The sequence below is a fragment of the Micromonospora parva genome (genome assembly GCF_040649675.1).
Taxonomy (GTDB): Bacteria; Actinomycetota; Actinomycetes; order Mycobacteriales; family Micromonosporaceae; genus Micromonospora; species Micromonospora parva.
The window spans coordinates 14,260-39,817 of record NZ_JBEZFX010000002.1 but is presented as its reverse complement, the minus strand read 5'-3'; the positions used below and the strand labels follow the sequence as shown (position 1 = coordinate 39,817).

General features: G+C 71.3%; 28 protein-coding genes. 15 read left to right on the top strand and 13 right to left on the bottom strand.

Features of this window, described 5'->3' with window-relative positions; all coding sequences use genetic code 11:
- Window positions 1–19: 19 nt before the first annotated feature.
- Genes AB0C03_RS05420 through AB0C03_RS05410 form a run of 3 tightly spaced genes read right to left on the bottom strand, consistent with a single transcriptional unit; the run spans window position 20 to window position 1,544 of the window.
- Window positions 20–586, bottom strand: a complete 567-nt coding sequence (locus AB0C03_RS05420) for a TetR/AcrR family transcriptional regulator (RefSeq protein ID WP_357634616.1) — start codon at window positions 584–586, stop codon at window positions 20–22.
- A gap of 4 nt (window positions 587–590) precedes the next feature.
- Window positions 591–1,151: a carboxymuconolactone decarboxylase family protein gene (locus AB0C03_RS05415; RefSeq protein WP_030335392.1), complete on the bottom strand. Its 561-nt coding sequence runs from the start codon at window positions 1,149–1,151 to the stop codon at window positions 591–593.
- Between the two features lie 33 nt (window positions 1,152–1,184).
- Window positions 1,185–1,544 carry a hypothetical protein gene (locus AB0C03_RS05410; RefSeq protein ID WP_357634613.1) on the bottom strand — a complete coding sequence of 120 codons (360 nt, stop codon included), beginning with the start codon at window positions 1,542–1,544 and terminating at the stop codon, window positions 1,185–1,187.
- Between the two features lie 150 nt (window positions 1,545–1,694).
- Between AB0C03_RS05410 and AB0C03_RS05405 the strand changes: the two genes are divergently transcribed.
- On the top strand, window positions 1,695–2,105 hold the full coding sequence (locus AB0C03_RS05405) for a VOC family protein (RefSeq protein ID WP_030335387.1): 411 nt from the start codon (window positions 1,695–1,697) through the stop codon (window positions 2,103–2,105).
- A 111-nt stretch (window positions 2,106–2,216) separates the two neighbouring features.
- On the top strand, window positions 2,217–3,194 hold the full coding sequence (locus AB0C03_RS05400; protein ID WP_030335385.1) for an aldo/keto reductase: 978 nt from the start codon (window positions 2,217–2,219) through the stop codon (window positions 3,192–3,194).
- Here AB0C03_RS05400 and AB0C03_RS05395 read toward each other — a convergent pair.
- Genes AB0C03_RS05395 through AB0C03_RS05385 form a run of 3 tightly spaced genes read right to left on the bottom strand, consistent with a single transcriptional unit; the run spans window position 3,188 to window position 6,277 of the window.
- Window positions 3,188–3,952, bottom strand: coding sequence for a YqjF family protein (locus AB0C03_RS05395; protein ID WP_030335383.1), 765 nt, complete (start codon window positions 3,950–3,952; stop codon window positions 3,188–3,190). The genes AB0C03_RS05400 and AB0C03_RS05395 overlap by 7 nt on opposite strands.
- Before the next feature lie 37 nt (window positions 3,953–3,989).
- A complete protein-coding gene (locus AB0C03_RS05390; protein WP_357634609.1) occupies window positions 3,990–5,147 on the bottom strand; it encodes a winged helix DNA-binding domain-containing protein in 1,158 nt (385 codons plus the stop codon).
- Window positions 5,144–6,277 (bottom strand): epoxide hydrolase family protein, encoded by a 1,134-nt coding sequence (locus AB0C03_RS05385; RefSeq protein WP_357634606.1) that lies wholly within the window; start codon window positions 6,275–6,277, stop codon window positions 5,144–5,146. The genes AB0C03_RS05390 and AB0C03_RS05385 overlap by 4 nt, the downstream gene beginning before the upstream one ends.
- Window positions 6,278–6,340: 63 nt before the next feature.
- Between AB0C03_RS05385 and AB0C03_RS05380 the strand changes: the two genes are divergently transcribed.
- The 4 genes from AB0C03_RS05380 to AB0C03_RS05365 all read left to right on the top strand — a co-directional run bounded on the left by AB0C03_RS05380 (window position 6,341) and on the right by AB0C03_RS05365 (window position 9,906).
- Entirely contained in the window at window positions 6,341–7,309 is a 969-nt protein-coding gene (locus AB0C03_RS05380; RefSeq protein ID WP_357634603.1) for a helix-turn-helix transcriptional regulator, read from the top strand.
- A 93-nt stretch (window positions 7,310–7,402) separates the two neighbouring features.
- Window positions 7,403–8,326, top strand: coding sequence for an RNA polymerase sigma factor (locus tag AB0C03_RS05375; RefSeq protein ID WP_357634601.1), 924 nt, complete (start codon window positions 7,403–7,405; stop codon window positions 8,324–8,326).
- Between the two features lie 112 nt (window positions 8,327–8,438).
- A complete protein-coding gene (locus AB0C03_RS05370; RefSeq protein ID WP_357634598.1) occupies window positions 8,439–9,323 on the top strand; it encodes an alpha/beta fold hydrolase in 885 nt (294 codons plus the stop codon).
- Window positions 9,324–9,444: 121 nt separating this feature from the next.
- Window positions 9,445–9,906: a DUF5709 domain-containing protein gene (locus tag AB0C03_RS05365; RefSeq protein WP_081883976.1), complete on the top strand. Its 462-nt coding sequence runs from the start codon at window positions 9,445–9,447 to the stop codon at window positions 9,904–9,906.
- Window positions 9,907–9,960: 54 nt separating this feature from the next.
- Here AB0C03_RS05365 and AB0C03_RS05360 read toward each other — a convergent pair whose 3' ends face one another.
- From AB0C03_RS05360 to AB0C03_RS05335, 6 genes are all read right to left on the bottom strand, one after another.
- Window positions 9,961–11,541 (bottom strand): DHA2 family efflux MFS transporter permease subunit, encoded by a 1,581-nt coding sequence (locus tag AB0C03_RS05360; protein WP_030335371.1) that lies wholly within the window; start codon window positions 11,539–11,541, stop codon window positions 9,961–9,963.
- A 408-nt stretch (window positions 11,542–11,949) separates the two neighbouring features.
- A complete protein-coding gene (locus AB0C03_RS05355) occupies window positions 11,950–12,273 on the bottom strand; it encodes a hypothetical protein (RefSeq protein WP_357634595.1) in 324 nt (107 codons plus the stop codon).
- A gap of 86 nt (window positions 12,274–12,359) precedes the next feature.
- Window positions 12,360–12,683, bottom strand: coding sequence for a hypothetical protein (locus AB0C03_RS05350; protein ID WP_357634592.1), 324 nt, complete (start codon window positions 12,681–12,683; stop codon window positions 12,360–12,362).
- 67 nt (window positions 12,684–12,750) lie between these two features.
- On the bottom strand, window positions 12,751–13,326 hold the full coding sequence (locus AB0C03_RS05345; protein WP_357634589.1) for a DinB family protein: 576 nt from the start codon (window positions 13,324–13,326) through the stop codon (window positions 12,751–12,753).
- Between the two features lie 72 nt (window positions 13,327–13,398).
- Window positions 13,399–14,202, bottom strand: coding sequence for an IclR family transcriptional regulator domain-containing protein (locus AB0C03_RS05340; RefSeq protein WP_030338318.1), 804 nt, complete (start codon window positions 14,200–14,202; stop codon window positions 13,399–13,401).
- 3 nt (window positions 14,203–14,205) lie between these two features.
- Complete coding sequence (locus tag AB0C03_RS05335) at window positions 14,206–15,642, bottom strand: amidohydrolase family protein (protein WP_030338320.1); 1,437 nt, start codon at window positions 15,640–15,642, stop codon at window positions 14,206–14,208.
- 197 nt (window positions 15,643–15,839) lie between these two features.
- Here AB0C03_RS05335 and AB0C03_RS05330 point away from each other — a divergent pair, with 197 nt between their 5' ends.
- The 7 genes from AB0C03_RS05330 to AB0C03_RS05300 all read left to right on the top strand — a co-directional run bounded on the left by AB0C03_RS05330 (window position 15,840) and on the right by AB0C03_RS05300 (window position 22,517).
- Complete coding sequence (locus AB0C03_RS05330) at window positions 15,840–16,976, top strand: CaiB/BaiF CoA transferase family protein (protein WP_357634584.1); 1,137 nt, start codon at window positions 15,840–15,842, stop codon at window positions 16,974–16,976.
- Window positions 16,961–17,731, top strand: a complete 771-nt coding sequence (locus AB0C03_RS05325) for a citryl-CoA lyase (RefSeq protein ID WP_357634581.1) — start codon at window positions 16,961–16,963, stop codon at window positions 17,729–17,731. The genes AB0C03_RS05330 and AB0C03_RS05325 overlap by 16 nt, the downstream gene beginning before the upstream one ends.
- A gap of 30 nt (window positions 17,732–17,761) precedes the next feature.
- Entirely contained in the window at window positions 17,762–18,628 is an 867-nt protein-coding gene (locus AB0C03_RS05320; RefSeq protein WP_030338324.1) for a DODA-type extradiol aromatic ring-opening family dioxygenase, read from the top strand.
- A complete protein-coding gene (locus AB0C03_RS05315) occupies window positions 18,625–18,987 on the top strand; it encodes a hypothetical protein (protein WP_357634578.1) in 363 nt (120 codons plus the stop codon). The genes AB0C03_RS05320 and AB0C03_RS05315 overlap by 4 nt, the downstream gene beginning before the upstream one ends.
- Window positions 18,984–19,949 carry a zinc-binding dehydrogenase gene (locus AB0C03_RS05310; protein WP_357634575.1) on the top strand — a complete coding sequence of 322 codons (966 nt, stop codon included), beginning with the start codon at window positions 18,984–18,986 and terminating at the stop codon, window positions 19,947–19,949. The genes AB0C03_RS05315 and AB0C03_RS05310 overlap by 4 nt, the downstream gene beginning before the upstream one ends.
- Window positions 19,950–20,033: 84 nt before the next feature.
- Window positions 20,034–21,458 carry an aldehyde dehydrogenase family protein gene (locus AB0C03_RS05305; protein WP_357634572.1) on the top strand — a complete coding sequence of 475 codons (1,425 nt, stop codon included), beginning with the start codon at window positions 20,034–20,036 and terminating at the stop codon, window positions 21,456–21,458.
- 225 nt (window positions 21,459–21,683) lie between these two features.
- Complete coding sequence (locus AB0C03_RS05300; protein WP_357635495.1) at window positions 21,684–22,517, top strand: helix-turn-helix transcriptional regulator; 834 nt, start codon at window positions 21,684–21,686, stop codon at window positions 22,515–22,517.
- Window positions 22,518–22,526: 9 nt separating this feature from the next.
- Here AB0C03_RS05300 and AB0C03_RS05295 read toward each other — a convergent pair whose 3' ends face one another.
- Complete coding sequence (locus AB0C03_RS05295; RefSeq protein ID WP_357634569.1) at window positions 22,527–23,330, bottom strand: helix-turn-helix transcriptional regulator; 804 nt, start codon at window positions 23,328–23,330, stop codon at window positions 22,527–22,529.
- 50 nt (window positions 23,331–23,380) lie between these two features.
- Here AB0C03_RS05295 and AB0C03_RS05290 point away from each other — a divergent pair, with 50 nt between their 5' ends.
- Together AB0C03_RS05290 and AB0C03_RS05285 are read left to right on the top strand one after the other, a co-directional pair.
- A complete protein-coding gene (locus AB0C03_RS05290) occupies window positions 23,381–23,803 on the top strand; it encodes a DUF2000 domain-containing protein (protein WP_210862690.1) in 423 nt (140 codons plus the stop codon).
- A gap of 96 nt (window positions 23,804–23,899) precedes the next feature.
- On the top strand, window positions 23,900–25,513 hold the full coding sequence (locus AB0C03_RS05285) for a ricin-type beta-trefoil lectin domain protein (RefSeq protein WP_247676366.1): 1,614 nt from the start codon (window positions 23,900–23,902) through the stop codon (window positions 25,511–25,513).
- Window positions 25,514–25,558: the final 45 nt, after the last annotated feature.

The window sequence follows — 25,558 nt, the reverse complement described above, 5'->3', positions numbered from 1 at the left end:
CTAAGTGTCAGCCCGATGGTCAGGGGCGTAGCGCGTTGAGCACCAGGTCGGCGTACCGGCGCCACACCGCCGGGTCGCGCTCGTCGAGCACGATGAGCTGCCGAACCGCCCCGCAGAGAAGCACCCGGATGTCCAACTCCCCGGCGTCCTGGCGGATCTTGCCGGACAGCCGGGCCGCCGCCACCAGCTGCCCGATCAGGCTCAGGATGCGCGCGGCGGGCACCAGCCGGCCCTCGAAGAACGCGTCGGCGAGGACCCGGTCGCGCGCCAGGCGTCCGAACAGGTCGGGCACGAACGAACACCACTCCTGGTACGCGTCAGCGCCGTCAAGCGCCGCGCGGATGCGCTGCTCCAGCTCCTCAAACTGCCGCTGGACCACAGCGACGATCAGGTCCTCCTTGCTGGGGTAGCTGCGGTACACCGTCGCGCGACCCACCCCGGCCCGCTCCGCCACCTGCGGCACCGTCACCTGCAGACCCTGCTCGGTGAAGAGCTCCCGGGCGGCGGCGATGACCCGCTCCTGGTTGCGACGGGCGTCCAGCCGCCGACGGGGTGCGTCCGGGTCGCTCGGCGTCGGTGGGGTCATGGCGTCAGTCTGCCCGTTCGGTCCCGCCGGTCAGCAACGGCTCGTCGCCGTACACGGTGGTGAGTTCGACGTTGAGCACCGTGGCCACCCGTCCGAACGACCAGTAGTAGCCGATCACCTGGAGCACCTCGACGACCTCGCGCTCGCTGAGATTGGCCCGGACCTCGTCGAAGAGGTCGTCGGGAACGCGCGGTGAGCGCACCACCTCGGCGGCGAACCGGATGAGCGTCCGGTCGTCCGCGGCAAGGCCCGGGTTGTCGAGGTCCCGGCTGCTGATGATGTCGCGGGTGCGCTGGTCGACGCCGGCGGCCTCGGACATCGGGCGGTGCTGGGCCGCCACGAACTCGCACCCGGCGTACTCGGCGACCGTCAGGATGACCAGCTCCCGCGAGCGGGCGGGCAGCTCCAGCGAGGTGAACTGCGCCTTCGCGAGCTGGATGAAGAGGGCCACCGTGCCGACCGAGTGGGTCAGCATCTTGACCATCGGGTCGGGCGGCAGGGCGGACAGGACGTCGCGGACGTCGGCCGGAATGGCGTTCGGGTCGGGGTCGGCAAGGCGGGGCATGGCTCTCTCTCCGGTGCTGATGGTCGAGATGGGTCAGGCGGGCAGGTCGAAGCCGGTCTCGCTGAGGTGGCGGAACCGGCCGTCCTCGGCGTACGACCCGAAGATCGCGATCTCCCGCCTGGCGGTCGACCCGTCGACCATGGTGATCTCGAAGACGTGTCGTTCGGCGTAGCGGAGACCGTCGCGCACCTCGTCGAGAACCCGTACGGTGCCGCCGGCGATCTGGGCGCGTACCCGGGTCACCATCTCGACGAATCCGGCCCGGTCGACGGTCTCGCCGTCGCTGCGGTGGGTGTAGTCCGGGGCGTAGAACTTGTCGAGCGCCTCGGTCAGGTCGCGGGTGGGTTCGAAGACCACCGCGCGCAGGGCGTCGCTGATCCGTACCGGGGTCATGGGGCTCCTCGTGGTGACGGTGGGCATATCCGGACTCGCAGGTCCGCTTCGCGTCCACCGTACCGGACTCGCGAGTCCGTTTCTGGTGAGAGTCGTCACCGCGCAGTTTCGGATAAGCGTCCGGCGGCGCGGACCCCTACCGTGACGTGCATGTTCACCGCGATCACGCACTCACAGATCTACGTCCTCGACCAGGACGAGGCCCTCGACTTCTACGTCGGCAAGCTCGGCCTGGAGGTCAACGCCGACGTCGACATGGGCTTCATGCGCTGGCTGACCGTCAACGTCCCCGGCGAGCCGGGTCGCCAGATCCTGTTGGAGAGGCCCGGCCCACCGGCGCTGTCCGAGGAGACCGCCCAGCAGGTCCGCGCCCTGGTCACCAAGGGTGCGATGGGCGGCTCGCTGATCTTCTCCACCGACGACTGCCGCAAGACGTACGAGACGCTGCTGGGCCGGGGCGTCGAGTTCACCGAGGAACCCACCGAACGCTTCTACGGGATCGACTGCGCCCTGCGCGATCCGTTCGGCAACAGCATCCGCTTCACCCAGTTGACGTCCTGAGCGGCGAGAAGTCCCGAGGGCCGACGCGGGCACCGGACCATCGGGGCGGTCGACCCGGCCGCCCCGACGCGCGAGGTGCCCGCCGGCCGCGTCGGTCGTAGCCTGGGGCGCATGCGAACCACCACGCTGGGCAGCACCGGCCCCGAGGTCGGCGTCATCGGCCTCGGCTGCATGGGCATGAGCCACGGCTACGACATCACGGGCCCTCGCGACGACGACACGTCGATCTCCGTCATCCGACAGGCACTGGACCTGGGCGCGACACTGATCGACACGTCGGACGTGTACGGGCCGTACACCAATGAGGAGCTGGTCGGGCGGGCGCTCACCGGCGGCGAGCGGGAGCGGGCCGTGCTGGCCACGAAGGTCGGCCTGGTGGCCACCTCCCCCACCGGCGGCCCCGGCAACTCGCCGAGGATCGGCAACAACGGCCGCCCGGAGCACATCCGCGCGGCGATCGACGAGAGCCTGCGCCGACTCGGCACCGACCACGTCGACCTCTACCAGCTGCACCGGGTCGACCCGCAGGTGCCCATCGAGGAGTCCTGGGGCGCGATGGCGGAGGTCGTGGCGGCCGGCAAAGCCCGGCAGATCGGGCTCTCCGAGGTGACGGTCGCCCAGATCGTGCGCGCCCAGGCGGTGCACCCGGTCGCGTCGGTGCAGTCCGAGCTGTCACTGTGGACCCGCGACCCGTTGACCGAGGTGCTGCCGTACTGCGCCCAGCAGGGCATCGCCTTCCTGCCGTTCTCCCCGCTCGGCCGCGGTTTCCTCGCCGGCCGGTTCAGCTCGTTCGACGACCTTCCCGCCGACGACTTCCGGCGCGGCCTGCCGCGCTTCCAACAGGACGCGCTGCGCGCCAACCTCGCCATCGTCGCCCGGGTCCGGGAGATCGCCGACCGGGCGGGCGTCAGCCCCGCGCAGGTCGCCCTCGCCTGGGTGGTGGCCCAGGGTGATCAGGTCATCCCGATCCCCGGCACCAAGACCCCGAGATACCTGCTGGACAACTGCGCGGCCGCTGACGTGCGGCTCAGCGCCGAGGACCTGGCCGACCTGGACGCCCTGCCCGCGCCCGAGGGTGGCCGCTACTGAGCCCGCGGCGGCCCGGCGGCACGTAGCCGGGCCGCCACCGGCGGGCCGAACCGGACTCCGACACCGGGCGAGTAGAGCACGCTGACCGGCGGCCCGACCGGTGCCGGCAACCCGGCGGCGGCGACCAGCTCGTCATCCAGGTGCAGCAGCTCGCACCGGTGCAGCGGCCAGCTCGGATGCCAGTTCGGCAGGTGCAGCGTGCGTCCGTACGCCCGGGTGTGCAGCCCCCAACGGGCGGTGAGGAAATGGTCGAGCGGGGTCGGCTCGACGATCCGTTCCCCGACCCGCACCACCATCCGGCTCGTCGCGCCCGCCGGCCCCGGCCAGCGCCGCCGGCATCGGTAAGTGCGGCGGTCGCCGTCGCGTGCCAACCGCATCGACGACCAGAGGTACGGCAGGCGCAGCGTCGCCCGGGCCACCAGCACCGGCACCAGGCGGGACGCGTCGAGCGACCGGAACACCACAGCTCGTCGGCCGTCGTCGTCGACGGAGTAGAGCCGGACGTTGGTTTCTGAGAAGGTGCCGAAGTAGGGCACCCCCGGGCCACGGCCGAAGCCCAGCCCGACCATCCGGAAACCGATCAGGCCGACGTAGCTGACCCCGTGGAGCGTGTCGGGACGGGTCCCGACGGGAAGCAACGGCGCGACGAGCGCCGGATCGACCGCCCAGTGCAGGAACGTGAGGTCCTCCCAGCGCTGCCGCAGCACCGCCCAGGGGAACGCCTGCCGGGGCGCGTGGTCGACCGGTTCGGGAAGCACCCTCTCATCCTCGCCCAGTCGGCAGGCTGGCGTGGTCTCAGGCGTGCGGGCCGACACTGACGGTGCCGACGGTCAACGACGCCCGGCCCTCCAGGATCTCGCCCACCCGGTCGACCTCCTGCGCCAGCGCCCGTTGCCGGGCCGCGTCGAGCGGGCGCAGCGGCTCGACGGTGACGCGGATCGACCGGCCGGAGCGGCGTTGGTGCCACACGCCGGCGACCACCCCGTCCACCAGCAGCACCGGATAGTTGCCGGCCTGGCCACCCGCGAGCGCCCGGGTGGCGGCCGCACCGGGGAAGAGCCGCTCCCGGGGGTGGCAGCCGACCGCGTACGCGTCGAAGTAGGGCAGCAGCCGTAACCCGGACGGCCGGTCGTCGGGGAAGTCGGTGTCGTCGGCGGCCACCCAGGCCGTGGTGCCCTCCACTGTCACCTCGGTCAGGTCGAGCGAGTCGAACAGCCATGTCCCCCACGCCGGTGGGACCGCCAGCCACCTGGCGAACTGCGCCGGGGTGGCCGGGCCGTACGCGTACAGGTAGCTGCGCACGAGTGCGGCCAGGGCGGCGCGACCGGGCATCGGCGCGAAGTCGGGCAGCCACCGGGTCGGGCTGGTGTACGTGGTGACCCGACCGCGGTTCGGGCCGAAGCAGATCACCCCGCTGCGGGTGGCGTCCGTCATCGCGGCGACCCACCGGGGCCACCTGTCCTGAAAGGCCTCCATGACCAGGTCGCCCGCCCACGGGCCGGTACGGGCGACGATCTCCTCGGTCAGCTCGGCGGTGGTCAGGTCAGCCTCGGCGACCGCGTCGGCGATGGCCGCGAGGACCTGCTCGGTCTGCTGGGGCGTCAGCAGAACCACGCTGCGTTCCCACGACGGGGCCGGCAACGCGGTCAGCGCGCCGACCCACATCGGCAGGTCCGCGGCAGCGAGCAGGTGCACGGTGCCGCGTGGCCCCCGGGTCTTGACCAGCGTGCGATCCGTCCACAGTGCCCGGCGCACCAGGGCGCGGGTCGCGCCCGGCACCCGCAGCCCGACGGACAGCTCGGCGGCCGACGCGACCTGGGCGTGCGCTCCGCACATCGTCGACACCACGTCGGCGACGCGTCCGGCGTCCGGTGCCGCGCCCGCCGCCGGTGTGTGCAGCCCGTGCCGCCGAAGCCGTCGGGCGGAGACCTGGTCCCAGCTCAGCTCGGTCATCGCAACTCTCGGAAGAACGTGCGGATGTCCGCGGCGTGCGCCAGCGGCTCGTCCATCGCCACGAAGTGGCTGCCCGGGTTGCCCTGCGGCCAGTGCACGATGGTGTTGTCCCGTTCTGCGAGGCGGCGCATCAACGCGGACCCACCGCCGTACACACCGGACGGCACCCGCCGTTGGCCCGTCGGCCAGGCGAAACCGCCATCTTCGGTAACGGTCAGCCGCTCGTACATGGGCCACGACGACGTTCCGGACGTGCCGGTGAACCAGTAGAGGCTGACGTTGGTGAGCAGGTGATCCCGGTCGATGACCTGCTCCGGCGTGGGCACCGTCATGGTGAACTCCTTGAACTTCTGCATCATCCAGGCCAGCAGCCCGACCGGCGAGTCGTTCCAGGCGTACGAGAAGGTCTGCGGCGCCGCCCGCAGCAGCGCGTGATGGTCCACGCCACCGCTCATCCACCGCTGCATCTGCTCCCACTCGGCGCGTTCTGCCACGCTCATGTCCGGCACGTCGGCGGCGGTCGGGAAGCCGAACCCGCCGTCGATGTGCACACCGACCACCCGCTGCGGCGCCACCGCCGCCACCCGCGGCGCGACGTACGCGCCAAGGTCGCCGCCCTGGGTGCCGTAGCGGTGGTAGCCGAGCCGGGCCATCAGTTCGGCCCACATCCGGGCGAGCCGGTCGATCGTGAAACCGGCCGGCGGCGCCTGCGAGAAACCGTAGCCGGGCACCGACGGGACCACCACGTGAAACGCGTCGGTGGGATCACCGCCGTGGGCGCGCGGGTCGGTCAGTGGACCGATCAGCTCGGTGAACTCGACGACGGAGTTCGGCCAGCCGTGCGTGAGCAGCAACGGCAGCGCGTCCGGCTCCGGCGAGCGGACGTGCAGCAGGTGTACGTCCAAGCCGTCGATCTCGGTGAGGAGTTGGGGAAAGTCGTTCAGACGCGCCTCGTGCGCCCGCCAGTCGTAGTCATTCGCCCAGTACCCGGTCAGCTCACGGAGGTAGTCCACCGGCACCCCGCGGCTCCAGCCGGTGCCGGGCAACGAGCGGGGCCACCGGGTGCGGGAGAGCCGGTCACGCAGGTCGTCGAGGTCCGACTGGCTGATGTCGATGCGAAAGGGTGTCATGCCGAAAACGCTACGGCCCATATAGGACAGCTTCTGGCACACATCGCTGGCATTCTGGGAGCCATGTCCGACACCCCCGCCCGACTGCTGAGCCTGCTGTCGCTGTTACAGACGTCCCGCGAATGGCCCGGCAGCGAGTTGGCCACCCGGCTCGGGGTCAGTCTGCGCACCATCCGCCGCGACGTGGAGCGGCTGCGCGATCTCGGCTACCCGGTGCGGGCGACGATGGGCGCGATCGGCGGATACCGGCTCGTCGCCGGTAAGGCGATGCCCCCGCTGCTGCTCGATGACGACGAGGCGGTGGCGATCGCTGTCGGTCTGCGCACCGCCGCCGGTCACGCGGTGGCCGGCATCGAGGAGGCCTCGGTGCGGGCGCTGACGAAGCTCGAACAGGTGCTGCCATCCAGGCTGCGGCACCGGGTCAGCGCGCTGGGGGCGGCCACCGAACCGATGCTCACCTGGGACCAACCGACTGTCGACCCGGAGCACCTGAGCGCGCTGGCCGCCGCCGTCAACAACCGGGAGCGGCTACGGTTCACCTACCGCCGTCGCGACGGCGTGGACGCCGAACGGCTCGTCGAGCCGTACAAGCTGGTGTCGGCCGGGCGACGCTGGTATCTGGTGGGCTACGACAACGACCGCGACGACTGGCGGATCTTCCGGGTCGATCGGATCACCGACCTGCGGCCCACCCGGAACCGGGTCGCCGCCCGGCAACTGCCGGCGTCCGACGCCGCCACGTTCATGACGGAGAAGCTGCTTGAGCTGACCCCCGTCTACCGAGCGGTGGTGACGCTGCACGCGCCGATCGAGCGGATGGCGGGCCCGCTCAGCGGTGCCGGCGTCGAGCTGGACCCGATCGACGCGACCTCGTGCCGGCTGCGCAGCAACGCCGACACGCTGGAGTGGCTGGCGTGGCGCCTGCTCACCCTCGGTTGCGAGCTGGAGGTGCACGAGCCGCCGGAGTTGATCGCACACCTGCGGCAGATCGGCACCCGTGCCACCCGCGCCGCCGGCCCTCCCGCAGCGTAGGACGGCCGGCCGCTCGGGGCATCGACACGCCAGCCCGCCGTACGCTTGACGGAGCACAAGCCAGCAAAACCGGCTTTTGGGGAGGAGCTGGACGTGACGCAGAGCGACGCGGAGCTGGTCGTGCTCGCGCAGGCGGGAGACGCGGCCGCGCTCGGTGTGCTGCTGGCCCGGCACGAGGCCGGGATGCGTGCCGTCGCGCTGAGCGTCCTCGGTTACGGGCCGGACGCCGAAGACGCGGTGCAGGACACCATGGTCGTCGCCCTGCGTCGCATCGGCGAGGTTCGCGACCCGAACGCCGTCGGGTCCTGGTTGCGGGCCATCGTCCGCAACACCAGCCGGACGACGTTACGCAAGCCCCGAGCCGTCCCGGTCGCCGAACCGGAGTGGTTCACCGGCCCGGCCGACAGCCCCACCCCGGAGGAGGCACTGGACCGGGCCGCGATGCGCGACTGGGTGTGGCACTCCATCGAGCAACTGTCCGAGCCTGACCGCCTGGTCACCCTGCTGCGCTACTTCAGCGACGCGTCCTCGTACGAGCAGATCGCCGCCGTGTGTGGGGTGCCGGTCGGCACCGTCCGCAGCCGCCTCAACCACGCCCGCCGTGCGCTCGCCGGCGGTCTGCGCGCGGCCGCGACCACGGCGCACGCCGACGTCGCCGCCGCCAACGACGCCCGGTGGCGCGAGGGCCGCGACGTGATCGCCACCGCGATGGGCGGCGACTTCGAGCGGGTGGTCCGCGAGAGTTGGTGGCCGAACGCCGAAATGATCGTGCCGGGCGGCCCGCGCGGCGGTCGTGACCTGGCGATCAGCGGCATGAACCGCGACCTGACCGCCGGGGTACGTCAGCGGCTGCGCAACGTGGCCGCCAGCGGCGACGTGCTGATCTGGGAGACCGACCTGATCAGCCCGCCCGACGACCCGGAGCACTGCCCACCCGCGGCGCTGTGGTTGCAGGTGCTGCGCGAGGGGCGGGTACGCCAACTGACCCTCTTCCACCCCGTCCCCGCGCTGGTCTGAAAAACCCTCCCGGCCGAGCGAACTTTTCCCCCGACCCGAGCATCTGGTCCGCGTCATGCACCAGTCGCCGTGTCGGCGGACGCCGCACGGTTCTCGGATCGGGAGATAGTTCATGGGTTCCACCAGCCACGACGTCAGCGCCCTCGCACCCGGTGCCCACACGTTCACCGTCGACGACGTTCGGCAGGTCTACCACGTCGCCGGCACCGGCCCGGTCTGCGTGGCGCACTCCGGCGGCCCCGGCATCGAGTGGGCGTACCTGCGGACGCCCAGCCTTGAGACGCACTTCACCATGGTCTACGTCGAGCCGGTGGGCACCGGCGCGTCCGGGCAGCTGGAGAACCCCGCCGATTACCGCCTGGACACCTATGTCCGGTTCCTGCACGCCGTCGTCGAGCACCTCGGCGAACCCCGGGTGTACCTGCTCGGACACTCACACGGCGGTTTCGTCGCCCAGCGGTACGCGCTCACCCACCCGGACCGGATCGCCGGCCTCGCCCTGTACGACACGTCACCCGTCACCGGCGCCGAGTTCTGGGCCGAGGCCATGGCAGGCCTCGCCGCCTACCCGCAGCGGCACCCGGACCGGCCGGAGGCGGCGGCGGTCCCGGCCGCCTTCGCGCAGATCGGCGGCGCGACGGACGACGAGTCGTTGGGCGCCGCGCTGCGCGCCGCCCTGCCGGTGTACTTCGCGGACTTCTGGGGTCGACAGGACGAGTTCGCCCCGTTTCAGGCGGCCGTCCGGATCTGGTCGACGCCGGCCGGCGCGCAGGACCCCACGCCCTTCGACGTGCGGGACAACCTGGGTGAGATCACCGTGCCCGTCGTGGTGATCGTCGGAGCGTACGACTTCATCTGCGGCCCGCGCTGGGCCGAGCAGCTGCACGCCGGGCTTCCGGACTCGCGGCTGGTGACCCTGCCGCGAAGCGGACACTTCGCGCACATCGAGCAGCCGGCCGAGTTCACCGACGCCGTGGCGGAGCTGCTGAAGCGCTGACCCGCCCGGGTACGGCGCGACCCGAGGTCCGTTCGTCACAGCGGGCAGGCCTCGGGGTGCGGGCGCGTTGCACGGTCATAGGCTGAGCACTTTGCCGCACCGTGACACAGAGGAGACCGCCGTGAGCCAGACCGAACGGATGGATTCCGTCGACGAGTGGAACGTGGCCGAGGACGACGGGGTGCTGGACGCCTCCGACACCCTCGACGACGACCTGGTCGGCGACCCCCTCGACACCGGCATCGTCGCCGAGGACCACTGGACGGCGGCCAACCGGTTCGGCACCACGCCCGCCGAGGAGCGGGCGGGCGAGTCGCTGGAGCAGCACCTCGCCCAGGAGGTGCCGGATGTCGACCCGTACGCCGAGGGTGGCGACGACGAGGACGAGCTGACCCGCCGGGGGTACGAGGCGGAGGCGCGCGCCGGCCGCCTCGTCGCGTACGACGACGGCGTCCGCGAGGACGACGAGGCCGAGGCGGTGGCGTGGGACGCCGGCATCGACGCGGGTGCCGCCAGCGCCGAGGAAGCGGCGATCCACGTGGTCGAGGACCCGGACGGGCCCGGCGACGGTCCGTTGCGCTGACGACGTACCCGCCGCGCCCGGCACCTCAGCGGGTGCCGGGCGCGGCGGGGTCGGTCAGTGGATGACGACGGGCGTCTTGATCTGCTCGCCCTGCGGGTCGTCGAGCTGCGCCGGCTGCCGTCGGCGCGGCAGCAGGGCGGCCGGGATGAAGGTGAGCACGACCAGCGCGAACGCGACCCAGAACGTGGTGGCGAACGACTTGGCGGCGAAGTCGAGCCCGCGCTCGATGAGCGACGGGTCGACCGGCATCTGCTGAAGCAGCTCCGGCCGCTGCTGGGAGGCGATGGCCAGCCCCGCCTCGGTGACCGGCTTGCCGCTCTCGTCCACCAGGCCGGGAATCGGCCGGGAGCCGTTCAGCTCGTTGGTGAGGATCACCGACATCACGGCGGCACCGACCGACCCGCCGATCTGCTGGAGGATGTTGACGAGCGTCGAGCCGCGCGCCACCTCCTGCGCCTGCAACGTCCGCAGCGCCGACGTCATGATCGGCATCATCGTGCCGCCCATGCCCAGACCCATCACGAACAGCGACGCGCCGAGCAGCCAGTACGAGGTCTGCGGGTCGACCTGGGTGAAGCCGAAGAACCCGATCACGATGAGCCCCAGCGCGAACGGGACCGTACGCCCGATCGGCACCCGGTCGGCGAGCGTGCCGGCGATCGGCATGGTGATCATCGCGCCGATGCCCTGCGGGGCCATCAGCAGGCCGGCGGCCAGCGTCGACTCACCGCGCACCTGCAGGAAGTAGCTCGGGAACAGCAGCCCGGCGCCCATGAACGCGATGATGAACACGAACATCGTCACCGACGCGATGGTCAGGCTGCGGTTACGGAACAGCCGCAGGTCGAGCAGCGGGTGCCGAGGCCTGAACGAGTAGAGCACGAACGCCACCACCAGCGCCCCGCCGACCAGCATCGGGGCCCACACCTTGGCCTCGGCGAAGGTGCCCACCTCCGGCAGGGACGAGACGCCGTAGAGGAAGAGGGCCAGACCCGGGGAGAGCATGAGCATGCCGACGAAGTCGAACGACTCGGACGGCTCGGGCGCGTCCTTCGGCAGCGCGAACTGCGCGTAGATCAGGGCGATCAGGCCGATCGGCAGGTTGATCAGGAAGATCCAGTGCCAGCTCGCGGTGTCGATCAGCCAGCCACCCAGGATCGGGCCGCCGATCGGGCCCAGCAGCATCGGGATGCCGAGGACGGCCATCAACCGGCCGATCCGGTGCGGCCCGGCCGCCCGGGTCATGATGGTCATGCCCAGCGGCATGAGCATGCCGCCGCCGAGGCCCTGCAGGACCCGGTAGCCGATCAGCTCGCCGATCGTGTCGGCCATGGCGCAGAGCCCCGACCCGATCGTGAACAGAGCCAACGCCACCATGTAGAGCCGTTTGGTGCCGAACCGGTCCGCCGCCCACCCGCTGAGCGGGATCACGGTGGCGAGCGCGAGCGTGTAGGCGGTCATGGTCCAGGCGACGCGGGCGTAGGACGCGTCGAACTCGCTCTGGAATGTGGGCAGCGCCACACTGACCACCGTCACGTCGAGGATCGACATGATCGCGCCAAGGACGACGACGCCCGCCACCTTGAGCACCGCACCGTCGAGTTTGTCCGATGTCGCGATGGATTGCTGTGTCACTAACTCTCCTGAAGTCGATTGAGCCGGCCGATGGTGGGCGGTGGCGGCGATGCCGCGCCTACCGGGCGCGGGGCGCGAGGTGCCCGGGGCAGCGACGCGCGGAGGCAGACTAACCGCCAGTTGTGACGATTCGCCGCCGGTTTTCGTGACCGCCCGGCTGCTTATCCGAACGGCTGTGCGACTGTGGCCGGACGTCGGGGTGGCGATCGGCCGGCAGAACCGCGATCCAGTGGTCACCGGGATGGTCTCCTGATCGGCCTGGACAGCCGCCCTGGTGATCTGCCGGTCTGTCGAACGCGTCAAGGCGGGAAAGCCGCGCGTCAGGCCCGCCGTCCCTGCGCGGCAGGACCTCATCCCCGGTAGCTGAACGGGAGCGGCAGCGCGCCAGGTCTTGGCCCTCGCGCCCTCTCACCCCTCCGTAGCTGCACGGTGCGGGCGTGTGCAGGGTCCTGGCCGCGCGCTCTCACCGCCTCGAGAGCTGAACAGGAACGGGCCCATGCCGGTCCTGGCCGCGCCCCGGCCGCCCTCGGTGGCCGCGCGGAATTGCGGCGTGCCGGGCTGAACACTCGATCCGCCCGCCAGCATCACTGCCAGCTTTACGGCGGCGAGACGTTGCTCCAAGCGGTGCGCGGCGTCGAGCGCGGCGATCAGGTCCTGCTCGGAAAGGGCCCAGGCGGCGGCGTCGACACACGCGGCGACCGCGGCGTCTGCCTGCGCCAACTCCTCGAACATGACCCGAATCTAGAACACCTGTACGACACTTTCAGTCACCGTGATCGATTCGCAGCAGGTCGGCGCCAAGGCGGCGGGCGCCTGATTTATCGCGCGGCCCGCAACGCCGCCGCGACCTGGACCACGTCCAGGTCGACGACGACGTCCTCACCATCCCGCATGCCGCGCTCACCGATCGCCAGACCGATCAAGGCCAGTTCGGAGGCATCGTCACGCAGTTCGTACTCTTCGCGACTCTCCTCGCCGAAGCCGCCCAACTCGTCGCGATTCCAGGCGGCGACGGCTGACTCGGCCAGAGACCGAGGCAACCGCACGCTGATCCGGCAGACCTGGGAACCGAGACGAGCACCGATCGCCAGCAGCACGGTCCGGTCCCGCTGATATCGCAGGTACTGTTCGCGATCCTCCACGAGCCGAGGCTACTCACGCCCCGTGCAGCCACCGGTCCCAAGCCGGTGAACGTTAGTGGTCAGGGCACTAGTTGCTGCGCTTGCTGGCGTCGAGGGCAGCCTGCTCCACTCGCTGCCGGTGTTCCCGCCACCATGACTCGTCGGCCGGGGGCAGGTTGTCGTTTTCCGACAGCAGCCCGACCGCGCCGTCGATGAGTTCGCGCACGATGTCGGCGTGGCCTGCGTGCCGTTGCGTTTCCGCGACGACGTGGACCAGGACGTGGTGCAGCGTGACAGCAGCATCGCCCCACCACGGCACCCGGCCGACCTCATCCAGGGTGAGGGCTTCGATGGTGGTGTCGGCGTGGGCGATCGCGCGACGGTACAGTGCGACGATTTCCTCGCGGGTCTCATCCGCGCTCGCCCACATGTCGGCGTTGGGCTCCGCCCCGTCGCCGACGTACGGCAGTTCCTCCTCGAACGGCCGGCCGAACACGACGCCGAAGTAGAGGACCTCCATGGCCGCCGCGTGCTTCACCAGACCCAGCAGGTTGGTCGCGGTCCGGGTCAACGGACGCCGAACATCGTATTCGCTGAGCCCGTCGAGCTTCCACAGCAGCGTGTCACGGCCGCCCTTCAGGTAACTGTGCAGGTCTGCCTTCATCGCGGCACTATGGCATCCGATCTGGTGTCGGCGCCGCCCCGGACAATCAAAGAAGTTCGTGATCGGTGGAACCTAGACGGTGACCACCGGCACGGCGGCGGTCAGCGCCCAGTCGTGCCCGATGTCGGCGGCGGCGCGCAGCAACCTCGGCAGGTGCTCCTCGCGCAGGGTCTCCACCGAGGTCTCGGCGGCGTGCACCGTCACGTTGATGGCGGCGACGACCCGCCCGTCGCCGTCGCGGACGCCGGTGGCGACGGATCGGATCCCCGGGGCCAGGTCCTGGTCGGCGAGCGCCCAGCCCTTCGCCCGGACCTCGCGCAGCACGGCGTCGAGGTCGCCGGGCGAGGGCTGCCAGCGCGGGGTGATGCCGGAGCGGCTGGGCTCGGCGAGGACGGCGGCCAGTGTGTCCGGCGGTAGCGCGGCGAGCAGCACCTTGCCCATCGACGTCGCGGGCGCCGGAAAGCGGGTGCCGATGGTGACGCCCAGCGTCACGATCTTGGGGACGGCCACCCGGGCGACGTAGACGATGTCACTGCCGTCGAGCTGGGCCATCGAGGTCGACTCGTTGGTCTGCGCGACCAGCTTCTCCATGTGCGGGCGGGCCACGTCCCACATGTTCAGCGCGTTGACGTACGCCATCCCCAGTTCGAGGACACGCGGGGTGAGGGTGTGGCCGCGGCCCGCCGCGCGGACGTAGCCCAGCGATTCGAGCGTGATGAGGATGCGCCGGACGGTGGGGCGGGCCAGGCCGGTGGCGGCGGCGATCTCGCTGAGGGTCATCGAGGGGCTGGCGGGACGGAAGGAGCGTAGGACGTCGAGGCCCCGAGCGAGAGCCTCGATGAAGTCGGGCCCGGCGCCCCTCCCGTTGTCACCCATGTCCTAATGCTTCCATTGCGCCGACCCGGCGTCCCACTCGGTGTACTGGTACGGGTTCTCCAGGATCGCGGTCTCGGGGATGTCCGGGTTCATGCCCCGCTGCCACGCCTGCTCCCCCATCGTCTCGCGCAGGTGGTCGATGGTCGCCGCGACCCGCGCCCGCGCGGCGGCGAGGTCGACGCCGACGAGGCGGCCGTCGCGCTTCACGACGCGCCCACCGACAAGCACTGTGTGCACGTCGGCACGCTGGGCCTGGAAGACGACGTGACCGTGCGGGTTCAGGATCGGGAACATCACCGGCGAGGCGTCGTTCTTGATCAGGACGACGTCGGCCTGCCGGCCGGCGGTGAGCGCGCCGATGGTGGCATCCATGCCGAGGGCGCGGGCGCCGCCCCGGGTGGCCCACTCGACGACCTGCTCGGCGCGCAGGTGGCAGTGGGTGACGGTCTCCTGCTTGGCGTGCGCCTCCAGGTGCTCCCGGGAGCGGTCCGCGCCGAGCGTGCTGCGCATCGCGGAGAAGAGGTCGCCGCTCCACCACACGCTGGTGTCCATCGACAGTGACACCGGGATGTCGTGGTGGCGCAGCTGCCAGGTGGGTGGGTAACCCTGGCCGGCGCTCTGCTCGCTCTCGGTCGAGACGGAGACCGAGCCGCCGGTCGCGGCGATCCGGTTGTACGAGTCGTGGGTGAGCGTCGCCGCGTGCACGTAGACGGTCGACGGGGTCATGAACCCGTTCTCGTGCATCAGTCGGATGCCGTCGTCGTTCGTGGCGCCCCACACGCCGGCGTGGGTGGTCACCGCGGCGCCCAACTCCCGGGCCACCTCGAACGCGGCCCGTTCCGGGAAGGCGGGGTCGCCGGTGACGTCGAAGGCCATCTGGAAGCCGGCCAGCTTGCCCCCGTCGACGCGGCGGCGGTGGAAGTCGCGGAACTCCGGGGAGGTGGCCCACTCCCAGGGCCCCTGCTGGATGTTGCCGTAGGCGAGCACGAACCGCCCGTCGACCGCCTCCAGGGCGTCCACTGCGGCGTCGGCGTGCTCGGGTGTCTGCAACCCGTGCGACCAGTCGACAGTGGTGGTGACGCCCGCGTCGATCGCCTCGATCGCCCCGAGCAGGTTGCCGGCGTGGATGTCCTCCGGCCGGAAGAGCTTGCCGGACTCGAGGTAGTACCAGACGAAGTACTGGGTCAGGGTCCAGTCGGCGCCGTACCCGCGCATCGCGGTCTGCCACAGGTGCCGGTGGGTGTCGACCATGCCGGGCATGAGGATGCCGCCGGTGGCGTCGATCTCCAGGGCGTCGTCGGGCGCCGTGAGGCCGACGCCGACCTGCGCGATCCGGTCGCCGACGACCAGCACATCGGCGCCGGGGAGCACCGTGTGCGCGTCGTCCATGGTGAGAACCAGGCCGTTGCGGAAGACCACCGGCCGGTCGGTTGCGCTCATCGCCACCCATTCCTTTCCGGGGTACGAGGGGAATCCGGACTCTTGTCCGCTGTACGGCCAGCCCGGGTGGCGCAAGTGTGGTCCGGGTCACCATTCGTGTCAAGGGCTCTCCCCGCTGGCCAAATTCTCCGTTGACACTCCCCTTCCGGTGTCGGAAGCTGTCACGACGGACAGGTGTCCGTAGAACGGGCGGAAAAATGGTGCAGCATTCGACAGGACCGTTGGCCGGGCTGCTCGTCGCGGACTTCTCCCGGATCCTCGCCGGGCCGTACGCGACGATGCTCCTGGCCGACCTCGGCGCACAGGTGGTCAAAGTGGAGAGCCCCGGTGGCGACGACACCCGCACCTGGATGCCGCCCACCCGCGACGGTGTCTCGACGTACTACCTCGGCATCAACCGCAACAAGCGGTCGATCGCCCTGGACCTCAAGAATCCCGACGACCTGGCCGCCGCGCAGGAGCTGGCCCGCCGCGCCGACGTGCTCATCGAGAACTTCCGGCCCGGTGGCCTCGCCCGGTTCGGCCTCGACTACGACACGGTCACCGCGACCAACGAGAAGGTCGTGTACGCGAGCATCAGCGGCTTCGGCACCGGCGCCGGCCGGGACTTCCCCGGCTACGACCTGATGGTGCAGGCCATCTCGGGCCTGATGAGCCTCACCGGCGACCCGGACGGCTCGCCGTACCGGGCCGGGATCTCGGTCTTCGACGTGATGGCCGGGTTGCACGCGAGCATCGGCATCCTCGCCGCGCTGCACCACCGTGGCGAGACCGGACGCGGCCAGCACGTCGAGGTCAACCTGCTCAGCTCGGCGCTGTCCGGCCTGGTCAACCACTCCAGCGGCTACGTCGCCGGCGGGACCGTCCCGTTCCGGATGGGCAACGCGCACCCCAGTCTCTTCCCGTACGAGCCGCTGCCCACCGCCGACGGCGAGCTGATCGTCATCGCCGGCAACGACGGGCAGTTCCGCAAGCTCTGCCAGGTGCTCGACCTGCCCGGCCTGCCAGACGACAGGCGCTTCGGGCGCAACCAGGACCGCACCGCCAACCGCGAGGAGCTGCGTCCCCTGCTCGTCGAACGGCTCGCCAAGCGGACCAAGGACGAGTGGTTCCGGGACCTGCTCGCCGCCGGCGTCCCCTGCGCGCCGATCAACACCATCGACGGCGGTGTGGCGCTCGCCGAGGAACTGGGGCTCGACCCGGTCGTCACCGTCGGGGACGTACCCGGCGTGCGTAACCCCATCACCTTCTCCGACACCCCGGCGCGTTACGAACTGCCGCCGCCCGGGCTCGACGAACACGGCGAGGAGATCCGCGCGTGGCTGAAGAACTGAGCTTCCCGACCGGGATCGGCACCTCCGACCCGACCACCATCTCCCTGCTGGGGCACGACCTGGCCGCCGACCTGATGGGCACCGTGGGCTTCGGCGAGCTGGCGTACTGGCTGGTCGCCGGCCGCCGGCCCACCCGGGGCGAGGTACGGGTCTTCGAGGCGGTGCTGGTGGCCCTCGCCGACCACGGCTTCACCCCGACGGCGATCGCGGCCCGGCTGACCTACCTGTCCGCGCCCGAGTCGTTGCAGGGCGCGCTCGCCGCCGGTCTGCTCGGCGGGGGCTCCCGCTTCCTCGGCGTCACCGAGGACTGTGGACGCTTCCTCGCCGACACGCTCGAGAAGGCCGGTGAGGTGACCGACTACGACGCGGTGGCGCTGGACGCGGTCACCCGGGCCAAGCAGGAACGCCGGCTGGTCCCCGGGCTGGGGCACCCCGTGCACAAGGAGCAGGACCCGCGCACCCCCGTGCTGATCCGGATCGCCACCGAGGAGGGTCTGCACGGCCCGCACCTGCGGCTGTTCGAGGCGATCGGACGCGTCCACCCGCAGGTGCTCGGCCGCACCCTGCCACTCAACGGCGCCGGGGTCTGCGGCGCGGCCCTGGCCGACCTGGGGCTCCCCGTCGAGATGCTGCGCGGCTTCGCCCTGCTGGCCCGCGCGGCGGGGCTGCTCGGGCACCTCGCCGAGGAGCGACGACGACCGCTCGGCATGGACATCTACCGCACCGTCGACAGCAACGCCGTCTACGAACCCTGACCCCCTCTCGCGCCCCCGAAAGGAGCGGGAATGGCCTCCATCGTCGCGGTCATCGCCTCCACCCACCACCCCTTCTACTACCGGGCCAGCACCGCCACCGGCGAGGATCGACCACCGTTCGCCGACGAGTGGACCCGCAAGATCCTGGCGTTCCGGGAGACGTTGACCCGGGCCCGACCCGACGTGCTGGTGATGGTCGGCTCCGACCACTTCCACCAGCTCTGGCTGGACAACATGCCGCAGTTCCTGGTCGGCAAGGCGCCCCGCTACGACGCCAACTGGTACAACGAGGAGCGCGAGTTCGGGCTGCCCCGGATGCTGCTCACCGGCCAGGAGGACCTGTCCGCGCACATCCTGCGGGCCGGGCTCGACGCCGGGTTCGACCTCGCGTTCAGCAACGAGCTGCGCATCGACCACAGCATCACCTGCCCGATCATCACGCTGCGGCCCGAGGCCGACCTGCCGATCGTGCCGATCTACACGAACATCTTCGCGCCGCCGCTGCCGCAGCCGAAACGCTTCGTCCAACTCGGCCAGAGCATCCGCGACATCGTCGAGTCGTGGCCGTCGCACCTGCGGGTGGCCGTCATCGGCACCGGTCACCTCTCGCTGGAGCTGGGCGGCCCCCGGCAGTTCGGCCCGCACGGCCCGGACCCGGAGTTCGATCAGCGGGCCGTCGAGTGGATCGCCAACGGCGACCTGGACGAGTGCCTGCGCGAGGTCACCCTGGACAGCCTGCACTCACCGGGCAACGCCACCCACGGCTTCATGGACTTCATGCTCATGATGGGCGTGGCCGGTGCCGGCGTGAAGGCCGACTACGTCGACACCCTCGATCTGTTCCACACCATGGAGGCGTACTTCACCTGGTACCCGAACGGAGCGCCGACGGCATGAGCAGATACCTGCTGAACAAGTTCCTCTTCACCGTCGACAGGGACCCGGAGCTGGTCGAGCGCTACCGCAGCGAGCCGCGCGAGCTGGTCGCCTGGTGGGAGGCCGAGTGCGCCAACACGGTGCTGAACTGCCACACCGGCGAGGCCAGCACCTGGCTACGCTTCGACGACGTGGAGCGCGAGGCACTGGCCACCCACGACCACGTGAAGCTCTTCGAGCTGGGCGCGCACCCGTTCCTCACCCTGACCCTCTTCATCGCCCTCTTCGAGCGGGACAACACCGAGCCGTTGGAATACCAGAAGTCCTACGGCGCGCGGCTGGCCCACTTCGCGATGCCCTACCCGGACATCGCGACGTGATCCGCGCGGCAGTGCTCACCCGCTGCGGTGCCGCCCCGACGCTCGCCGAGCGGCCGACACCCGTGCCGGCCGACGGCGAGGTGGCGGTCACCGTCGAGGCCGTGCCGATCACGCCGCTGGACGTGCTCTGCGCCACCGGCACCAGCTACTTCGGCCCGCCGACCACGCCGTACGTGCCGGGTGTGCAGGGGGTCGGTCGGCTGGCCGACGGCACCGCGGTCTGGTTCGGCACGTCGGCCGGGATGCGCTCCGGTGTGGACGGCAGCATGGCGGGCACGGTCACGGTGCCCACCGCCGACGTGGTGGCGCTGCCCGACGGCGTACCGCTGAGCCTGCTCGCGGCCCTGGGCCTCTCCGCGGTCGCCGCGCAGGCGGCGCTGACCGACGCCGGCGGCCTGTCGGTCGGTGACCAGGTCGTCGTGCTGGGGGCCGGGGGTGTGGTGGGCCAGGCCGCCATCCAGCTCGCACTGCTCGGCGGCGCCCGCCGCGTCATCGCCGTGGCCCGCTCGGCGGCGGCCCGCGCCCGGGCCGAGGAGCTCGGCGCCGCCGTCGCCCTCCCGCTGCTCCCCGACGACGACGTCGCGTCGTTGGCCGACCGGCTGCGCCACGCCGCCGACGGGCCGGTCGACCTCGTCCTGGACCCGGTCTTCGGTGTCCCGGCCGCGGCGGCGCTGCGGGTGCTGCGCCCCGGTGGGCGACTGGTCAACCTGGGCAGCGCGGCGGGTGCGACCGCACCCATCGAGTCCGCCGTGCTGCGCAGCGGAGCACTGCGGATCGTCGGTTACACCAACAACGGGTTGTCGACCGCCGCGCGGGCAGCGGCGCTGACAGTGGTGGCCGGGCACGCGGCGACCGGCCGGCTCACCGTCGATCATGAGATCGTGCCCTTCGATGCCGTCGCTGACGCCTGGGCCCGGCAGGACGCCGGCACCGCCGCCGGCCGGATCGTCCTCGCGCTCTGACCTTGCCGGACCCCAGCCAGGGATCGCGAAACCCTGGATAAACCGCACCTGGTTGGGGTTCCGGCACGGTGCGACGGTCGGTCCATGACACCTTCCACCCACACCGTCGCCGGCCACTGGATCGGTGGCGAGACCGTCACCGGCTCCGCCGGCACCCTTCCCGTCGTGAACCCGGCCACCGGCGAGGTCGTCGCCGAGACCCCGGCCGGCACCGCCGCCGACGTCGATCGCGCCGTCGCCGCCGCCCGGGCCGCCTTCCCGGCCTGGTCGGCGACCACCCCGCAGCACCGGGCGGGCGTGCTGCGCCGCCTCGGCGCCGGCCTGGCCGCCCGTACCGAGGAGATCGCCCAGGCGATCACCGCCGAGATGGGCTCGCCGATCGGCATGTCCCGCACCGCCCAGGTCGCCTTCCCGGCTGCGGTGCTCGAATCCATCGCCGGCCTGGCCGACGACTTCGCCTGGACCGAGGAGGTCGGCAACTCGCTGATCGTCCGCGAGCCGATCGGCGTGGTCGGCGCGATCACGCCGTGGAACTTCCCGCTCCAGCAGATCGTCTCCAAGCTGGCCCCGGCCCTGCTCGCCGGCAACACGATGGTCTTCAAGCCGTCCGAGAACGCACCGCTGACCGCGCGCATCCTCGCCGAGACCGCCGCCGAGGCCGGCGTACCGGCGGGCGTCTTCAACGTCGTCTACGGCACCGGCGCGACGGTCGGCGAGGCGATCTCCGCCCACCCGGACATCGACATGATCTCGTTCACCGGCTCCACCCGCGCCGGGCAGCGCATCTCGGCGGTGGCCGCGGCGAGCGTCAAGCGGGTCGCGCTGGAGCTGGGCGGCAAGGGGGCGAACATCATCCTGGACGACGCCGACCTGCCCGACGCTGTCGAGCGGGGCCTGATGATGGCGTTCAGCAACGGCGGTCAGGTCTGCGGCGCGTGGCCCCGGATGCTGGTGCCCGCCTCCCGGCAGGACGAGGTCGTGGCGTTGGCCGTCGAGGCCGCGAAGCAGTACACAGTCGGCGACCCGGGCGACGAGGCCACCCGGATCGGCCCGATGGCGTCCGAGGCGCACCGGCAGAAGGTGGTCGGGTACATCGAGCGGGGCATCGCCGACGGTGCCCGGCTGGTGTTCGGCGGCCCGCAGCGGCCCGAGGGGCTGACCGTCGGGGCCTACGTCCAGCCGACGATCTTCGCCGACGTCGACCCGGCCTCCGCGATCGCTCAGGAGGAGATCTTCGGCCCGGTGCTGACGATCATCCCGTACGCGGACGAGGAGGAGGCCGTGGCCATCGCCAACGGCACGGTGTACGGCCTCACCAGCGGCGTCTTCGGTGAGCCGGAGCACGCTCTCGCCGTCGCCCGGCGGCTGCGCGTGGGCCAGGTCGACGTGAACGCCGGCCACTGGAACCCGCTCGCCCCGTTCGGCGGCTACAAGCACTCCGGCAACGGCCGCGAGTTCGGCCGAATGGGCCTCGAAGAGTTCCTGGAAACAAAGTCCATCCAGCGCTAACCCCCCCACCCCGCCGCCCCGCCCCCACCCCACCCCTTGACCCCGCCGATCTTGCACTTTCGGTCGTCGGAATGAGGCGAAACGCACCTCATGTCCCGACAGAAATCGCAAGATCGCGAAGGAGTGGGGTGGGGTGGGGTGGGGCGGAGGGAACACGGGGTTGGGGGTGTGCTGTTGCGCTCGATGTGCCGGGTCGTTTCCCGGCACCTGCCGATCGGAGTCATCGTGGACCGCGCCCAACTCGCGAGCTTCCTGCGCACCCGCCGCGAGGCCCTCCAGCCCGAGGACGTCGGGCTGCCCCGGGGCCCGCGCCGACGCACCGGAGGGCTCCGGCGCGAGGAGGTCGCCGCGTTGAGCGGGATGTCCACCGACTACTACAGCCGGTTGGAGCAGCAGCGTGGGCCGCACCCCTCGGAGCAGATGCTCGCCGCGCTCGCTCGTGGCCTGCGACTCTCCCTCGCCGAACGGGACCACCTGTTCCAGCTCGCCGGGCACGCGGTTCCGCGTCGGGCGCTGCGCGCCGATCACGTGAACCCGGGCATGATGCGGATCCTCGACCGGATGCACGACACCCCGGCCCAGGTGGTGAACCACCTGGGCGAGACCCTGGCGCAGACCGCGCCGGCCGTCGCGCTGCTCGGTGACGAGACCCGGTACACCGGCCTGGCGCGCAGCGCCCACCACCGCTGGTTCACCGACCCGGCGGCACGGCAGCTGCACCCGGCGCAGGACCACCAGACGCAGAGCCGCCTGCTCGTGGCGCACCTGCACGCCGCGTACACCCGTGACGGGCGCGGGTCACGGGCCGCCGCGCTCGTCGACGACCTGCTGGCTCGGAGCGCCGAGTTCGCGCGGCTGTGGCGCGAACACCCGGTGCCGGCCGGCTACTGCCCGCCCAAGCACTTCGTGCACCCGGAGGTCGGGGCGTTGGAGCTGCACTGCCAGACACTCGTCGACCCGGACCAGTCACAGACGCTGTTGGTCTTCACCGCCGTGCCCGGGTCGCCCAGCGACGAGAAGCTGCGCTTGCTCTCCGTCATCGGCGGCCAGCTCGTCTGACCCGTCCGATCAGCCCCGGGCGGGGTAGCGGGCCGGGCTGACGCCCAGGTAGCGCCGGAAGTGGCGGGCCAGGTGCGCCTGGTCGTAGAACCCGGCCGCGACGGCCGTCTCGACGGGCCGCTGCCCGGCGAGGAGCAGGCGCCGGGCCAGCTCGACCCGACGACCGGTCAGGTACGAGTGCGGTGGCACGCCGTACACCTGGGTGAAGGTCCGGACCAGGTGGGTCGGGTGGGCGTGCAGCAGCTGCGCGGCCTCCCCCAGCGTGACGCCGTCGACGGTCCGGGCGTCCAGCAGCTCGCGTAGTCGGACCGCGAGGCCGCGTCCGGCCGGCTGGCCATCGACCGGAGGGCGCTGGCGCAGCTGGCGGCGTAGCCGGTCCAGGATGAACGCGAGGCGACTCTCGGCCTCGAACTCGTCGCCGGGTGCGGCCAGCGCTTGGTGCAGGTGGTGGATCCGGTCGCGCAGCTGCGGATCGGCCAGGTCCGGCTCGTCCACGGCCCGGCCGATCAGCTCGGCGTCGAGCGCGGAGGCGTCCAGGTACAGGACCCGCTTGCGGAAGCCGTCCGGGGTGGCGGAGCTGCCGTCGTGCGGGACGTGCGGTGGCAGCAGGGTGACCGACGTGCGCAGCGCGCCGTGCCGGTGCCGGTCCAGGTCGAAGCGGACCGCGCCGTCGTCGACGATCAACAGGGTCCACACCTCGTGGATGTGCCGGGGGTAGGCGTGGTCCACGAAATGGGCGTGGAAGACCTCGGCGACCCCGGCTACCGCGGGGCGCCATGCGCTGACGTGCGAGCCAGCCGGGCTGGTGGCCACGCTAAGAACGTACAAGACCGCGCGGCGTGGGGGCGGGCAGGCTCGACGCCATGACCGAACCGATCCGCTTTCCCACCAAGATCGCCGTACTGCTCCGTGACGACCTGGCGAGCTGGCAACGACTGAACGTCACCGCCTTCCTGGTCAGCGGCATCGCGAGCACGCTGCCCGAGTTGCTCGGCGAGGAGTACCGGGACGCCGACGACACCCGCTACCTGCCGATGTTCGGCCAGCCGGTGCTGATCTTCGCCGGGGATCGGGCGACGGTGGTCGGCGCGCACTCACGCGCCCTCGCCCGGGGCCTACGGTTGGCGATCTTCACGGCCGAGCTGTTCGCCACCGGCAACGACCGGGACAACCGGGCCGCCGTCCGTGCGGTCGGACGGGAGAAGCTCGACCTGGTGGGCCTGGCGCTGCACGCGCCACGCAACGTGGTGGACAAGGTGCTCAAGGGCGCGTCGATGCACCCGTAACGGCATCCGTGGCGACGAAGACATTGATATCGGTGTGTATGACTGTAATGATTAACACACTTTACAGTTATTTCGCCGCCCCGGAAGGACCCCGACATGGCGCGACGACTGGCCGGGCTCGTGCCCCGCCACCCCCGCATCAGACTGACCTCCGCGCTCGCCGCGGCCCTGCTCGCCGTACCGGCCGCGATGGTCGTCGGCGCGGCACCCGCCACGGCGGCCGCGACCGGCGCCATCACCGGGTACGGCGGCAAGTGCGTCGACGTGGCCGCCGCGAACCCGGCCAACAACACCCAGGTCCAGCTCTTCACCTGCAACGGCTCCACCGCGCAACAGTGGACGGTGGCCGACGACGGCACCATCCGGGCGCTGGGCAAGTGCCTGGACATCGCCGCCGCCAGCACGGCAAACGGTGCCCGGGTGCAGATCTACGACTGCAACGGCACCGGGGCGCAACAGTGGTCGGCCAACGCCGGCCAACTGGTCAACCCGGTCTCCGGCAAGTGCCTCGACGCCACCGGTCCCAGCTCGGCCGACGGCACCCCGCTGCAGATCTGGAGCTGCACCGGCACCGCCAACCAGACCTGGACACTGCCCAGCGGCGGCGGCACGACACCACCGCCCTCTGCCGGTTTCACCCACCCCGGCGTGCTGGTCAGCCGAGGCCAGCTCGACTTCGTCCGGGGTCGGGTCCAGGCCGGCGCGCAGCCGTGGGCGGCGGCCTACAACCAGATGATGAGCAGCCGGTACGCCTCCCTGTCGCGTACCCCGGCGCCCCGTTCGGTGGTCGAGTGCGGTTCCTACTCCAACCCGAACAACGGCTGCACCGACGAGCGTGAGGACGCGATCGCCGCGTACACCGACGCGCTGGCCTGGTACGTCACCGGAGACGCCCGGTACGCGCAGAAGTCCATTCAGATCATGGACGCGTGGTCGGCCACGATCACCGCCCACACCGGCAGCAACGCCCCGCTGCAGACCGGCTGGGCCGCCTCGGTCTGGCCCCGGGCCGCCGAGATCATCAAGTACACGTACACCAGCTGGCCCAACGCCAGCCGTTTCGCCACCATGCTGCGCACCGTCTACCTGCCGATGGTGCGCAACGGCTCGAACAGCAACGGCAACTGGGAACTGACCATGATGGAGGCTGCCGTCGGCATCGCGGTGTTCCTGGACGACCGCAGCGCCTACGACGCGGCGGTCACCCGCTTCCTCAACCGCACCCGGGCCTTCGTGTACCTGCCCAGCGACGGCGCGTTGCCGTACACCACGCCCGGCAGCGGTCTGGACACCAGCGCGGAGATCATCGGCTACTGGCAGGGCCAGTCCACCTTCGTCGCCGGCCTGGCCCAGGAGACCTGCCGCGACTTCGTCCACACCGGGTACGGGATCTCCGCCATCTCACACGTCGCGGAGACCTCCCGGATCCAGGGCCGCGACCTGTACCCGCAGGTCGGCGAGCGGCTGCGTCAGGCGCTCGGCTTCCACTCGCGCTACCAGCTCGGCGAGGCGCCGCCCTCCTGGCTCTGCGGCGGCAGCCTCACCCGGGGCCTCGGCCCGATCACCGAGGTCGGCTTCAACGCGATGAGCAACCGGCTGGGCAACGTCATGACCAACACCCAGACCCTCACGCTGCAACAACGTCCGGCCGGAACCAACAACCTCTTCGTCGCCTGGGAGACGTTGACCCACGCCAACAACCCCAACTGACCGGGCCGCCGTGGGGCGGCGCCGACAACCGACGCCACCCCACGG

Excerpts from the sequence above, each read along its gene's own strand:
- AB0C03_RS05420 (WP_357634616.1), bottom strand. The coding sequence starts at position 586 with ATGACCCCACCGACGCCGAGCGACCCGGACGCACCCCGTCGGCGGCTG.
- AB0C03_RS05415 (WP_030335392.1), bottom strand. The coding sequence starts at position 1,151 with ATGCCCCGCCTTGCCGACCCCGACCCGAACGCCATTCCGGCCGACGTC.
- AB0C03_RS05410 (WP_357634613.1), bottom strand. The coding sequence starts at position 1,544 with ATGACCCCGGTACGGATCAGCGACGCCCTGCGCGCGGTGGTCTTCGAA.
- AB0C03_RS05405 (WP_030335387.1), top strand. The coding sequence starts at position 1,695 with ATGTTCACCGCGATCACGCACTCACAGATCTACGTCCTCGACCAGGAC.
- AB0C03_RS05400 (WP_030335385.1), top strand. The coding sequence starts at position 2,217 with ATGCGAACCACCACGCTGGGCAGCACCGGCCCCGAGGTCGGCGTCATC.
- AB0C03_RS05390 (WP_357634609.1), bottom strand. The coding sequence starts at position 5,147 with ATGACCGAGCTGAGCTGGGACCAGGTCTCCGCCCGACGGCTTCGGCGG.
- AB0C03_RS05385 (WP_357634606.1), bottom strand. The coding sequence starts at position 6,277 with ATGACACCCTTTCGCATCGACATCAGCCAGTCGGACCTCGACGACCTG.
- AB0C03_RS05380 (WP_357634603.1), top strand. The coding sequence starts at position 6,341 with ATGTCCGACACCCCCGCCCGACTGCTGAGCCTGCTGTCGCTGTTACAG.
- AB0C03_RS05370 (WP_357634598.1), top strand. The coding sequence starts at position 8,439 with ATGGGTTCCACCAGCCACGACGTCAGCGCCCTCGCACCCGGTGCCCAC.
- AB0C03_RS05355 (WP_357634595.1), bottom strand. The coding sequence starts at position 12,273 with ATGTTCGAGGAGTTGGCGCAGGCAGACGCCGCGGTCGCCGCGTGTGTC.
- AB0C03_RS05345 (WP_357634589.1), bottom strand. The coding sequence starts at position 13,326 with ATGAAGGCAGACCTGCACAGTTACCTGAAGGGCGGCCGTGACACGCTG.
- AB0C03_RS05340 (WP_030338318.1), bottom strand. The coding sequence starts at position 14,202 with ATGGGTGACAACGGGAGGGGCGCCGGGCCCGACTTCATCGAGGCTCTC.
- AB0C03_RS05335 (WP_030338320.1), bottom strand. The coding sequence starts at position 15,642 with ATGAGCGCAACCGACCGGCCGGTGGTCTTCCGCAACGGCCTGGTTCTC.
- AB0C03_RS05330 (WP_357634584.1), top strand. The coding sequence starts at position 15,840 with ATGGTGCAGCATTCGACAGGACCGTTGGCCGGGCTGCTCGTCGCGGAC.
- AB0C03_RS05320 (WP_030338324.1), top strand. The coding sequence starts at position 17,762 with ATGGCCTCCATCGTCGCGGTCATCGCCTCCACCCACCACCCCTTCTAC.
- AB0C03_RS05315 (WP_357634578.1), top strand. The coding sequence starts at position 18,625 with ATGAGCAGATACCTGCTGAACAAGTTCCTCTTCACCGTCGACAGGGAC.
- AB0C03_RS05305 (WP_357634572.1), top strand. The coding sequence starts at position 20,034 with ATGACACCTTCCACCCACACCGTCGCCGGCCACTGGATCGGTGGCGAG.
- AB0C03_RS05290 (WP_210862690.1), top strand. The coding sequence starts at position 23,381 with ATGACCGAACCGATCCGCTTTCCCACCAAGATCGCCGTACTGCTCCGT.
- AB0C03_RS05285 (WP_247676366.1), top strand. The coding sequence starts at position 23,900 with ATGGCGCGACGACTGGCCGGGCTCGTGCCCCGCCACCCCCGCATCAGA.